General features: G+C 65.6%; 8 protein-coding genes and 1 pseudogene. 2 read left to right on the forward strand and 7 right to left on the reverse strand.

All coding sequences use genetic code 11. The features are described 5' to 3' along the window. Positions 1–99: 99 nt before the first annotated feature. Both BLS85_RS04075 and BLS85_RS04080 read right to left on the reverse strand, forming a co-directional pair. Positions 100–840: a class I SAM-dependent methyltransferase gene (locus tag BLS85_RS04075; protein WP_176793352.1), complete on the reverse strand. Its 741-nt coding sequence runs from the start codon at positions 838–840 to the stop codon at positions 100–102. 4 nt (positions 841–844) lie between these two features. Continuing rightward, positions 845–1,699 carry a hypothetical protein gene (locus tag BLS85_RS04080; protein WP_143027083.1) on the reverse strand — a complete coding sequence of 285 codons (855 nt, stop codon included), beginning with the start codon at positions 1,697–1,699 and terminating at the stop codon, positions 845–847. A 130-nt stretch (positions 1,700–1,829) separates the two neighbouring features. On the opposite strand from BLS85_RS04080, the gene BLS85_RS04085 reads away from it, so the two are divergent. Together BLS85_RS04085 and BLS85_RS04090 are read left to right on the forward strand one after the other, a co-directional pair. Beyond that, positions 1,830–2,492, forward strand: coding sequence for a YdcF family protein (locus BLS85_RS04085; protein ID WP_176793355.1), 663 nt, complete (start codon positions 1,830–1,832; stop codon positions 2,490–2,492). After that, positions 2,443–3,648: a CaiB/BaiF CoA transferase family protein gene (locus BLS85_RS04090; RefSeq protein ID WP_092782554.1), complete on the forward strand. Its 1,206-nt coding sequence runs from the start codon at positions 2,443–2,445 to the stop codon at positions 3,646–3,648. The genes BLS85_RS04085 and BLS85_RS04090 overlap by 50 nt, the downstream gene beginning before the upstream one ends. Positions 3,649–3,983: 335 nt before the next feature. Here BLS85_RS04090 and BLS85_RS04095 read toward each other — a convergent pair whose 3' ends face one another. The 5 genes and pseudogenes from BLS85_RS04095 to BLS85_RS18615 all read right to left on the reverse strand — a co-directional run bounded on the left by BLS85_RS04095 (position 3,984) and on the right by BLS85_RS18615 (position 11,398). Beyond that, a complete protein-coding gene (locus BLS85_RS04095) occupies positions 3,984–4,688 on the reverse strand; it encodes an alpha/beta fold hydrolase (protein ID WP_092782557.1) in 705 nt (234 codons plus the stop codon). Positions 4,689–4,830: 142 nt separating this feature from the next. Beyond that, positions 4,831–6,429: a hypothetical protein gene (locus BLS85_RS19605; protein ID WP_143027084.1), complete on the reverse strand. Its 1,599-nt coding sequence runs from the start codon at positions 6,427–6,429 to the stop codon at positions 4,831–4,833. 69 nt (positions 6,430–6,498) lie between these two features. Further along, a pseudogene (locus BLS85_RS19405) lies at positions 6,499–6,733 on the reverse strand (peptide chain release factor 1); the annotation flags it as partial. Between the two features lie 247 nt (positions 6,734–6,980). Continuing rightward, positions 6,981–8,963 (reverse strand): methyl-accepting chemotaxis protein, encoded by a 1,983-nt coding sequence (locus BLS85_RS04110; protein ID WP_092782563.1) that lies wholly within the window; start codon positions 8,961–8,963, stop codon positions 6,981–6,983. Between the two features lie 305 nt (positions 8,964–9,268). Continuing rightward, a complete protein-coding gene (locus BLS85_RS18615) occupies positions 9,269–11,398 on the reverse strand; it encodes a hypothetical protein (protein WP_143027085.1) in 2,130 nt (709 codons plus the stop codon). Positions 11,399–12,324 lie beyond the last annotated feature (926 nt).

Genomic DNA, 12,324 nt, shown 5'->3' on the forward strand with positions numbered 1-12,324 from the left:
AGCCCATCCCGAGCGATCCGGAACGGATCGCGACGACGATTTGCTCAACACAACACGGGTTCAGGGCGCGTTGGGTGACTCACATGAACGCAACGCGTCCTACGTCCGCCGCAGGATGGTTGCCCGCATGGGCTGATCCAGCAGGGCGTGGCCCTCCTCGTCACGCGGCAGGTCGGCCAGCACCCGTTCGAAATGCGCGCGCAGGCCGTCCTCGTCGGCGGCGAAGCGGGCGGCCCGCGCCGGACTGATGCGCACCTGCCAGTCCTTCCACGCGGCGAAATCACGCTTCTTCGTCACCGTCACGTATTCGAACTCGCGCTCCAGGGCGAGGGGAAGGTGGCCGTCGGCGGCCTCGTGCAGGCGCCGATGGGCCAGGGCGCGCACCTCGGTTTCGTCGTCCAGCGCCCGGTTCAGCACGAAGTTGCTGCCCCGCGCCACCGGCTCGAACGCCACCACCATGCCGCCGCGCCGGGTGATGCGCGCCGCCTCGCCCAGGGCCGAGGCCATCAGGTCGCCCGGCACGTGGTGCAGGCTGTTGAAGAACAGGGCGATGTCCCGGCTTGCGTCCTCCAGGGGCAGGGCTTCCGCGCCGGCCTCGAAGTACCGTTCCTGCGCGACGGGCGGCACCTCCAGCGTGCGGTCGAGCTGACGCCGGTTCGGATCCAGGCCGACGACGTCGGCGCCGTTCTCGGACAGAAACCGGGTCCAGGTGCCGTCACCGCAGCCGATGTCGGCCACCCGCCGCCCCTCCAGCGGCGCCAGCGTGTCCAACAGCACGGCGCGGGTGCCGCGCACGGGAAGACCATGGGTCAGGCTTTCGGGCAGGGTGGGATCGGGCATGCGCCTACAGGTCCGGACGTTCAGGGCGGTACTGTACCCTGTTGGCGGTTTCGAACCCATCCACGAACTGGGCGAGTTCGCGGCGGCGCGCCAGGGCCGCCTCTATCTGAAGGTGCAGGTGCTCCGGCGCTTTCGCCGGGGACCCGCCATTTCCGGGCGCCCGTTCCAGGAACTGCCGCAGATTGGTGCTCTCGATCAGGTCGGCGCAGAAGTTCAGCACTTCCGGCACGGTCACCTTGCGCGTCTTCGCATGGTGGACGGAAATCGAGAATGAGCCGGTTCGCCCCTCCTTGCGCTCCAGGACGGCGGCGCGCAGATATCCCGAGAACGGGGTGACCACGACGGCGGTCTGGCTGTCGTGCTGGACCACGATCTCTGAGGCGGAGACGCGGCCGAACAGGCTGAGCATGGCGGCCTTGATCGTGCGCTCGTCCAGGTCGGCGCCGCGTGCCATCCGCTCAATGGCCTCAATCGGCGGCGAGTCGGTTGTGGCGAACACCGTCTTGCCGCCGACATGCAGGGATGTCCAAGCCGCGTCGTTGAATTTCCGGTCATAGGCCGGAATCTTGCGGTCCCACAACGCCGCCCAGTCCGGGGGGTAGGCGTTCTCGGGCTCGAAGGCTTCGGGATCGCGCAGAAAGCGTTCGGCCACGACCGCCGCCATGCGCAGTGTTCCGGAGACGGAATGCGCGCGCACCACGATGGTGTCCGAGTGCGACTTCGAAGACACCTCCATGGTGAGCCGGTTGCTCCTGAGCACGAAGGTCGGCGTTTCCGAATCCTTCCTCTCGGATCGATCCCCGAAGCGGTGGATCACCGACTTTTCGCGATAGAGTGTGATGGGGCCGATCGTGGCCATGGAACCTAGCTTCGTCGTTGCGCGTCTTGATGGCATGTCTCGGATCGGGACGCGGGCTGTTTTCTGCGTTGGTCAGCCTCGGTCAAACCGGCATGATCCGACGCACAATCTGTACAGGAGCGGGACGGCATTGGAAAGAGGGTCTGGCCCCCCCGGCAGGGCGGTAAATGGCGAAGTCGCGATCATCGTCCTGGGCGCGGCCGTGCGCGCGGACGGCACGGCCAGCGCGGCCATGGTCCGCCGGGTGCGTCACGCGGCGGGTTTGGCGCGCGACATGCCGGGTGCGGTGGTGGTGCTGTCCGGCGGACAGGGCAAGCGTCACCCGCCCGATGCCCCGCCCGAGGCCCGCCTGATGGCGGATCTGGCGATCCGGGAGGGCGTGGCGCCGGAGGCCCTGATCTTGGAGCCACGCTCCCGGGATACTTTCGGCAATGCCCGCCACAGCCTCGCCCTGTTGGAAGGGCGGGCGATCCGGCAGATCCGGTTGGTGACCGATCGGCCGCACCTGCGCCGGGCGTTGTGGTGCTTCCGCCGGGTCGGCCGGGCGCGCGGGCTGGCCGTGGACATCGCGGGCGCCGGCGTGCCCATCCCGGATCGGCGGGTGGCCGCGCTAGCGCACGTTCGGGAAGTCTTCGCGCTGCTGATCTATGCGGCGCGCCTGCGGCGCCGGGCGGTCCTTGCCGCGTCCCCCGGGGACGCCCATGATGGGGTGACTCACGTGCCTGGGAGGACCAACACCGCCGATGCCAACCACCGCCCCCCCGCGTCCGCTGGACGGGATTCGCATTCTTGACGCGGCCACCTTCATCGCCGGGCCGTTCACCACGGCGGTGCTGGGCGAGTTCGGCGCCGAGGTCATCAAGGTCGAGCAGCCCGGCGCGGGCGACCCGTTCCGGCGCTTCGGCACCCCCACCGCGCGCGGCGACAGCCTCGCCTTCCTCAGCGAGGCCCGCGACAAGCGCTCGGTGACGCTGGACCTGCGTCAGCCGGCCGGGGCGCGCATCTTCCGGAAGCTGGCCGCCAAATCCCAGGTGGTCTGCGAGAACTTCCGCCCCGGCACCATGGAGCGCTGGGGGCTGGGCTGGAGCGACCTGCGCGCCGTCAACCCGGCCCTGGTCATGCTGCGGGTCAGCGGCTACGGCCAGGACGGTCCCTATGCCGGCCGACCCGGCTTCGCCCGCATCGCCCATGCCTTCGGCGGCCTGACCCATCTGGCGGGCATGCCGGACGGGCCGCCGGTCACACCCGGCTCGACCTCGCTGGCCGATTACATGTCGGGGCTGTTCGGCGCCGTCGGTGTGCTGATGGCGTTGCGCCACGCCGAACAGACCGGCGAGGGGCAGGTCATCGACATCGCCTTGTACGAGTCGGTGTTCCGCGTGCTGGACGAAATGGCGCCCCGCTACGCCCACGACGGCACGGTGCGCGGGCGCGAGGGTGCCGGCACGCTCAACGCCTGCCCGCACGGCCACTTTCCGTGCGCCGATGGTGCCTGGGTGGCCATCGCCTGCACCAGCGACAAGATGTTCGCCCGCCTGACCGAGGTGATGGACCGCGCGGACCTGCTGGCGCGGTTCCCGACCACCGCCGACCGGCTGGCCGACCGGGCCACCGTCGATGGCGCGGTCGAGACCTGGACCGGCACCATGCCGCGCGACGAAGTGGTTCAGGTCTGCACCGACGGCCATGTGCCCTGTGGGCCGGTCAACACCATCGCCGACCTGTTCGCCGATCCGCACATCGCCGCGCGCGGCAACATGACCCAAGTGCTGGCGGAGGGACTGGGCCCGGTCACCCTGCCCAACGTGCTGCCGCGCCTGTCGGCGACACCGGGACACATCGACCGGGCCGGGCCGCCCCTGGGCGCGGACACCGACGCCGTGCTGTCGGACCTGCTGGGCATCCCGGAGGCCGAACGCGCCACCCTGCGGGCCGATGGGGTGATCTGAGCCCGGTTTCGTTTGATACGGAAACCGGTTGAACCGTTCGCAATCCGGCGAATTGGCCCGTAGGTTGGGGTGAGCGGAGCGAACCCCAACGTCGGCCGCACCCGTTGGGGTTCGGTGCGTTGCACCTCACCCCAACCTACGGAAAGGCGGCCGACGCGCGGACCAATCAAGCGGTGTTCGTGCGATTGGGGTCTGAACGTAGGGCGGCTGGCCATGGGACAGCCGCCGGTCAATCGCAATCTGGCGGGTGTCCTTCGTCCACCCGCCCTACGGGCGAACGCTCCGTCCGAATGCGGGATAGTGAGAACCGGTCATCCGGTTTTGGCATGGGGTCCCTACCCCCGTAGCCACGCCCGCACCGCCGCCGAGACCGCCGCCGGCTGTTCCAGCGGCGACAGGTGGCCGCAGTCGGGAATGACTTCCAGGCGGGCATGGGGCAGGCCGTCGCGCATTTCCTCGTGCATCTCCGGCGGGGTCAGGGCGTCGTCGCGGCCGCACAGCACCAGCGTCGGACAGGCGATTCCGGCCAGCGCCGCGCGCCGGTCGGGCCGGCCCATGATCGCCGTCTGCTGGCGGATGAAGCCCTCGGGCCCGACCCGCGTCGCCATGCCGCGCACCGTCCCGGCGATGGCCTCGTCCTCGGCGTGCGCGGGCGTCACCAACATCGGCAGCAAGGCCGGCATGACCTCGCCGAAGCGGCCGTCGCGTGCCCAGCCGATCAGTTCGTGGCGGCGCGCGCTCTGCTCCGGCTTGTCGGCGCGGGCGTTGGTGTCGAGCAGGGCCAGCCGCTCGACCCGCTCCGGCGCCGCCAGCGCCACCGCTAGCGCGACGTAGCCGCCCATGGACAGCCCGGCGAGGGCGAAGCGGGGCGGCGCCTCGGCCAGCACCCGGGCGGCCAGGGCCGCGATGGACTCATCACGGGTGAGGTCGGCGACCACCGGATCGGCGATGTCGGCCAGATCCCGGACCTGCGCCGCCCATAGCGCGGCGTCGTTGAGCAGGCCGGGCAGAAGTACCAATGGGGCGCGGGTCTCGGTCATGGGCTTGGCTCCGTGTTGTGAGGATAAAGAACCCGGATGTGTCCCGAAACGGATGGCGGGCCGCACGACACCCCGGGATGATCCGGGTCGACGAGTCAACCCTATCCCATCAACGCCCGTTTCGCCGCCCGCTCTTCGCCGATCACGACGGCGCGGTCAGCCTCTGATGCAGCTCGATCACCCGCTTTTCCTCGCGGTCGCGAATGACGTCGAAAACCTCGCGCCGGGCCGCCACGACATCATCCACATACGCCTGCAACTCGGCCTCCAGGCGCTCCAGGGTGCGGATGGCCCCGATCTGGCTGCTCAGGACGGCGGCATCCTCCTCCGCCTGCGCGGCCCAGCCCAGCACCGAGTTCGGCAGCGCCAGCACATCGGTGAACTGTGAATAGCCCGCCAGACCGGAAAACGGATCCGTCGGGATGGTGTTCATCCACTCCACCGTGCTGCGGATCATGCCCTTGAAGACGTTGGCCGAAAAGGTGTCGCGCAGCTCGGCCAGCCGCGCCGAGACGGCGGCCTTGCGCTCGGTGGCCTCCAGGTAGGTTTCCTTGGTAGTCTCGGTGGCGGCCACCAGCGCGTCGTATCGATCCATGCCCGCCTGGGTGGGGACCGTGTGCCAGCGCCAGGCCACTCCCGCCGTCGTCAGCTCGGCCAGGGATGCCCTGAGGGAGTCGACCTGACGGCCCGCCAGATCGAAGTCGTGCGCCGCGATGCTGGCGGCGATGGCGGCGGCCTGCTCGTCCAGGCGCTCCAGATCGCCGCGCACGCGGTCGTCGTGCCGATCCGCGACGGTTAGGTAGGCGCCGGCGAACCAGGCCGCGCCGTCGTCGGCGCCGCCCGGCACGCCGTGGCCGAGGAAGTAGACGGTCTCGGACACCTCGCCCCGGGTCTCGATGATCATCGCGCCGTCCGGCCTCCGCTCGAGGATGCGGTAGGTGTCGAGGCTCGACAGATCGTAGTCCGGCGCGTAGCGGTTCACCGTCGCGACAACGCCCGTGACGTCGGCTTCCACCTTGTAGCGCCACCGGTCCGTCCCGGCCACGGGTTCGCGGGCCACCGCCCGCAGGGCGACATCCAGCGTCGCGGACTTCATCGGGCGCGTGGGCATCGCCACACCGGTGTCCGCATAGGTCCGGTCCATGTCGTAGCGCGAGACCAGCCGGAACCCGGGGCCGTCGGCGAGACTCTCGAAGACCGACTCCTGGCGGTCCACCACCGCCAGCGGGCGGTTGTCCGGATGGCCCGTGGTACTGTCCGAGGCCTCCTCCAGGGTGGCCACCACGCGGCCCCGGTCGTCACGGGCGACGGTCAGGCCGGGCGCGGTGCCCATCCCGACGTCGTACGGCCCGGAAACCGGCACCGACAGGGCGGCCTCGAGGCCGTCGGCCGCCCAGACCGGACGGCCGTCCACCAGGGTCAGATGGGTTCCCGCGAAGCTGATCCGGCCCCATCCGGCCAGCGGCAGCCGGCGGGAGCCGAAGGCCAGGGTGGAGTCCCCGGGCAGGTCGGGCCCGTCGCCGCCCATCCCCATCATCGCGTACAGGCCCTCGCCGGCCTCGTTGTAGGGCGTTTCCGCAAGACCCATCAGGCGCGGCCAGGGCACGGTTTCGGCTCCGCCCGAGGCGGCGGGATCGGCGTGGCCGGCCCCCGGGGCGAGGGCGACGCCGAGCGACAGCAGTGCCAGGACGGCGATGACGGAACGGCGGATCAACACCCGCCGGCACAACAGAACGGGCACGACAGACTCCTTCTTCATCAGCTCCGGACAAGACCCTCCCGCTCCCGGAAAAGGGTTCGGCACCCTCCCTCACCCCATCTCGGCCAGTCTGGCCGCCTGGTCCTCGGCGATCAGGGGATCGATGACGTCGTCCAGCGCCTCGCCGGTGATGACCCGGTCGAGGGTGTAGGGTGGTGAAAGTGAGGGGGATGTGGTGGTCGGTCTCCCGGCCCCGCGGGAAGTTGTACGTCCGGATGCGTTCCGAGCGGTCGCCGGAGCCCACCTGGCTCTTGCACGCGTCGGCGCGTTCCCGGTCGGCGGCCTCCGTTTACCCCGCGCGGCACCGCCGTGTCCATGATGACGCAGTCGGCGCTTCGGTGCTGATGTGGACCGGCCCGCTCTCCGCCATCACCACCGCGCCGAAGCCGATGGAACAGTTCGGCTCCACCGCCACATCCCCGCGTGCGTGGCGTTCGGCGCCACGCACGCGGTGGGATGGGCCTGGGGGCCATGGCGCGCGTGTTCGATCCTCATGGCATGACCGTCAACACGCGCGCATGGGGTGGACGGTGTCACGCGACACGGGCCGTGGGCACGTGGTCCGACCGCTCATGCCGCGCCACGAAGGTCCGCAATTTGCCGGCGTCTGCTTCGTCCATGTCCAGACGGATGTGAGACGATTGGCCCGTCACGGTGACGATGATGCCCGCGACCGTGCCCATGCCCGGCAGGGTCATCCGGAACTCCTTGCTGTCCCCGATCTTGATGACGCGATCCAGGGTTCCGACTCCGCTGAAGGCCAGATCCTGCAACAGGCAGGCTTGGGCCTCGCCGACGCCGAAGTCCAGCGTCACCGCGACGTTCACGGTTCGCAGCCTGTTGGCGTCGCGGTCCTCGTCGCTGCTGGACCGGATGATGCGCTCCAGGGCGCCCTGCATCTCTTGCACCCGCTCGCGAACCTCATCGGAGGAGGCGGTGACTGAGCGGGCATGCTGGCCCGTGGTCTCGCTGCTCGTGGAGACGGCTTCAATGTTGTCGGACGACTCCTGGGTGCTGCGCGCCGCCAATTGCGCGTTGTGGCTGATCTCTCCGGTGGCGGCGGTCTGCTCCTCGACGGCGGCCGAAATGGCGGCCGAAACCTCGCTGAGTTGCGCGATCACCCGGGCGATGCCCTTGATGGCGTCCACCGCCTGTTGGGTCGCGGCCTGCATGCCGGTGATCTGGTCGCCGATCTCCTCCGTGGCCTTGGCGGTCTGGGTGGCCAGGGTCTTGACTTCGTTGGCGACCACGGCGAACCCCTTGCCGGCCTCGCCCGCGCGGGCCGCCTCGATCGTCGCGTTGAGCGCCAGCAGATTGGTCTGTTTGGCGATGTCCTCGATCAGACCGACCACTTCGCCGATCTGGTTCGCCGCCTCCGCCAGACCGGAGACGCGGGCGTTCGTCTGCTCGGCCTCCTCCTCGGCCCGCCGCGCGACGTCCGCTGCGTTAGACACCTGGCTGCCGATCTCGGCGATGGACGTCGACAGTTCTTCGGCCGCCGCGGCGACGGCATCCACGTTGCGGGACGCATCCTGCGAGGCGGAGGCGGCCGCCCCGGCACCACGCTCGGTCTCCGAGACCGCCGAGGCCATCTCGCCGGCCGCTTCGCGCATGGCGTCGGCCTGTTGCAGAACCAGATCGATGGCGCTGCGCACCTCTTCGTCGAGGGCATTGGTCAGGGCCAGCATCTCGGCCCGGACCCGGCGCGCGTTGCGCCGCTCCTGCGTGGCCTGCTCCGTCTGGAGGCGCTGCACTTCACGGGCGTTGTCCTTGAAGACCTGAATGGCCCCGGCCATTTCGCCCACCTCGTCGCGCCGATTCGTACTCGGCACTTCGGTGTCGAGGTCGCCGCTGGCCAGCGTGGTCATGGCCGATGTCAAACCCCGGAGCGGTCCCGTGATGCCGCGAATAATCATCAGGGCGATCAGCGCCGCAACGACCAGGATCCCCAGGGCGATGGCGCCCAGTTGCGTCGCCTTTTCGAAGGCGGCGGCGTTGATGTCGCTGACGTAGGCACCGCTGGCGACGTACCATTGCCAGGGTGTAAACGCTTCGACCCAGGTGATTTTGTCTTCCGGTGTTTCCGACCCGGGGCGCGGAAACTCATAGGAAACCAAGCCGCCGCCGGCTCGCGCCTTGGCAGTGAGCACCTGGGCGATGGGGTCCGTGCGCACGGTGCCCTCCCACTCCGGGCGGGGCGCCATGACCAGAGCGGTGCCGTCGTAATTGAAGACGAACACATACTCCTTGCCCTCCTGGTACCGCATCGGCCGGATCGCATCGCGCGCGCGGGTCTGCGCGGTGTCCAGGTCCAGGCGCCCGGCCTCCACCTCGGCATGGTAGCGCGCGACAATGCCGGCTGCGGCCTCGGCCACGGCGCGCACCTGCGCCGTTCGCTCACTCAAGAGATTGGCGCGAATGAAGGCAAAGGCGAAGGCAACGACCACAATCAAACCAATGGCGGCAACTGCAGTCGGGAACCAAATCTTGGTTCGGATACGGATGTTCTTGAGCATGGCGCGATGATCCGCCCTGATTGAAACAGACGGATCGATGGTACGCCTCTTTGGAACGATCAGACAATATGTCGCTTTTCCTATTGTGGGTAATAGGGGTTATAACGAAATAAGAGATTAGCGCAGATAAGGCCCGCAATGAGGGCCACTTGCCCGAGGCCCCGGTGCGGCGCTTCGGCCCCTCCGGGCGCCCCTTTACCCCATCTCCGCCAGCTTGGCGGACTGCCCTGGCACGGTCACCCGCCCATCCGCCACCATCTCCGCACCGAGCGATCGCGCGGTCAAGGACAGATTCCCGTCAGAGTTTATCCGCGTGCCTTGGGGTGCCTCTTATCATACCAATCCTGGAGATCCGCCGGAACCTCGTCCACCTCTCCGGTCACGGTCCCGACAATGCCCATCAGCAGATCCCTGCTAATCTCGGTTTCCGCGAAAGGCGATGGCTGGGTTACACTGACGGGTTGGTGGCCATTGTACCGCCACGACCGCGCCTCCGCATTGCACCGGCCATCGAGAGAAACCTCGGACGTCCGATATCCGGACAGGGACAGCACGACCCCGTGCGCGGGCACCTCGCAATTGATGGAAACCTCTTTTCCGCTGTCATCTTTCCACAGCGCAACGGACCAACTGGGGGAACGACCCTGTAATGTCGTATTGCTGCGTTCAATTAAGGCACGCGATGTCAGCGTAAGAACCGATGAACCCGGTTCGTCGGCAAGTGTCGTGGAGTAACGAGAAGACCAGCGCGTCGCCAACTGTGGCCCATCCATGAGCAGAACAAACACCAAGTTTGGAGCCATGCCCCTGAGGATCGGGTGACAGGGATCCCCGCGAGCCAAATCCTCACATATCATGGCCGCGAAAGTTGAGTTTTCCCGAAAGACGTTGACGTGCACCTCTCGCTTTGTTAGGCGAATGTTTTCCCACCAAAGAATGCGCGGATCAAGAGCGGAAGCCAAGGCATAGGTTGTTATTTGGGATTCATCCAGCCTCCAGCGATGATGTTTTGCGCGGCTGGTTGAAATTCCGATTGCTTTATTTGTTGCCCCATTTTTTGTTTTTGTAAAAACTGAGGAGATGGCGTAATTTCCCTTTTCGCCTTCACAATTCTCACTAGATCCTGAAACGAAAAACTCTAGCCGAGAATGCTGTCGACACATGTCTCTCGACAATACTTCATAGGTTTTCCAGTCCAATGAATACTCGGGAAATATAATACCGTGTATAAACGAAACGTCTTTTTTTGCAGACCAAACCAATTGATCCAGGAATATTCTTAATAACGCGCGGCGCATTTCTTTTTCTCTTATCTTCGCCTCGGACTCCCGTTTGTCATCATCATCTGTGATCTCTCCATGCAACCAGCGCTGATCGACGCAAAAACGCCCCCAGGGCGAAACTCCGTCATAATCTTCTTTGTTGCGATGAACATCCTGTGGCTTCAAAGACACTGTCCCGCGAAACGACTTGGCGGGAATGCGAAACGGAAATGGGACCAAAAGAATATTGAGGACTGCCTCGTCATCCGGTGTAATCATGAATGGAGGCTGATGCCACACAGAGCATACAATGCCTCGCGGCGGAACGAGCGCTAAATTCAGACTCATATTTCTGAGGGAGCACCCGATATTTCTTGAGCGTGACTTGGCCTGCACACAAGAAATGTCTGGATCAACACCAAAACACAAAGTCCAAAGAGGATCCTTAATATGTACGTGTCCATCAAGAGAAGTTGCATTTGTTGAATTATGTTGGTTGGCGTTTTTTGATTTCTCAAGCTTATATTCTATAATTATCTTAAACCAGAGGGACGTCCATGACTGCGTTTCAGCACCCCTATCCCGCGTTCCGGCCCCGGTTTCCTCGCCTTCAGCGTTTCCTGTTTCGCTTTTTCGTCCGAGTTTTCCCGATTGTGGCAGCGTGGACGCGCCGCCACCTCCATCCGAGTGGGGCGCCTCAGCGTCATCCTGGTTCAGGAACCCGTATCCGACATCCGGGCAGGCCTGGTCGGCGATGACCATCAAGCTGCAAGCGAGGCTCCACCATCTTGGCGCAACCGTATCCTTGGTGTGCGGAAGGAAGGCCTTTTCGTCCTTGTGCGTCCCCAGTTCAGACCAGAGTCTCAGCACAAGGTCCGGTGTTCTCGGTGAATCAAACCATTTTTTCGCCGCGTTCCTGCAACTCTTATGGGTGCGCGCCGATCTGAGAAAGGCTGGCCCGTCGGCGATGTGAAAATCGATGTCCAACTCGTCATCAGCGTCCCACGCTGCCGCCCCGGGTGGTGTCTCCCCTGCGGCGAGATAATGGTAGGCTCCCGCAATGTCGAGCAGATACGCGGTCGCCGCGAACAGGTCCGGTGGGAAAACGGGACACGACGGCCACGATTGGTCGGACGTCGATGGCTGCACCAATTGCTGGATCAAGTCCTTCAAGGGATCCGGGAACGGGACACACGGAGCATTCGGATCCCCCTTGAAGAGGGTGTGTAAGATTTCGCCTATCGTCTGCACGACCCACCCCCAGCAAGGATAACCAACAAAAGGTGCATTACGTTAATCGAGGTTGACCTCCGCGCGCAAGAGAGGCTTGCCGGATCGTGACCCCGATGGTATAAAGGCGAATCGTTTGAGCTGCTGCCGATGCTCTCGGCGACCTGCCTGCGAGAGCGTGGGGTCTTGACATGCTCGTTGGAACGCATCAAATGAACAAGACGCGCTTCTGATCCTGACAGGTTCGGATCGATGACCGCGAAAGTAAACGACCTCGGTTGTGAAAGCCCCTGCTTGAGCGACACTGAGTTCAGGCATGAGTTGACGCCTTGACGCTGCCATGGTCGCTCCCGGCACCGAACGAAAGGGCCGACGATATGGCGGGCGGAGGCTTGGCACCGACCAGGGTTTCGTGCTACCTGTACCGCTCGTTCCTTGGGCAGGACGCCTAGGGGATTGAGGGCAATCGACATCGCCCTTGGAAGTTGGGGGAGTACCCTATGCCCGTCTTGGCCGATCCTGAATGGCTAGAACTCCAGGCGCGCGCCGCACAGCAGGCCCGCGATGAGTTAAAGAGCCGATTTGAAATCGTATTCCATGGTGACACGACGGGTAAAGGTGAGCATGTCCGTCGTGCCTTCAGTAGCATTGAGGATGATTTCGGCCACGTGGATGGTGCCCGGCCCCAGACGGCCAAGCCCCAGACAGCCTCGTCTGCCTCAAGTGGTCCCTGACTGACCCTCGACGGCACGCCCGTGAAAACAAGGCCCCCCCTTTTTCAAAGGGAGAGTGGTGTGTTCTTTTTTTGTGACTGTCACGATAGACAGACGATCAAGAATGCCGCTGAGTCGCGGGCAATATTGTACGGA

It is taken from the genome of Rhodospira trueperi (assembly GCF_900101965.1).
Taxonomy (GTDB): domain Bacteria; phylum Pseudomonadota; class Alphaproteobacteria; order Rhodospirillales; family Rhodospirillaceae; genus Rhodospira; species Rhodospira trueperi.

Bases quoted from the DNA above. Each gene is read 5' to 3' on its own strand.
- BLS85_RS04075 (WP_176793352.1), bottom strand. From the start codon at position 840: ATGCCCGATCCCACCCTGCCCGAAAGCCTGACCCATGGTCTTCCCGTG.
- BLS85_RS04080 (WP_143027083.1), bottom strand. From the start codon at position 1,699: ATGGCCACGATCGGCCCCATCACACTCTATCGCGAAAAGTCGGTGATC.
- BLS85_RS04090 (WP_092782554.1), top strand. From the start codon at position 2,443: ATGCCAACCACCGCCCCCCCGCGTCCGCTGGACGGGATTCGCATTCTT.
- BLS85_RS04095 (WP_092782557.1), bottom strand. From the start codon at position 4,688: ATGACCGAGACCCGCGCCCCATTGGTACTTCTGCCCGGCCTGCTCAAC.
- BLS85_RS04110 (WP_092782563.1), bottom strand. From the start codon at position 8,963: ATGCTCAAGAACATCCGTATCCGAACCAAGATTTGGTTCCCGACTGCA.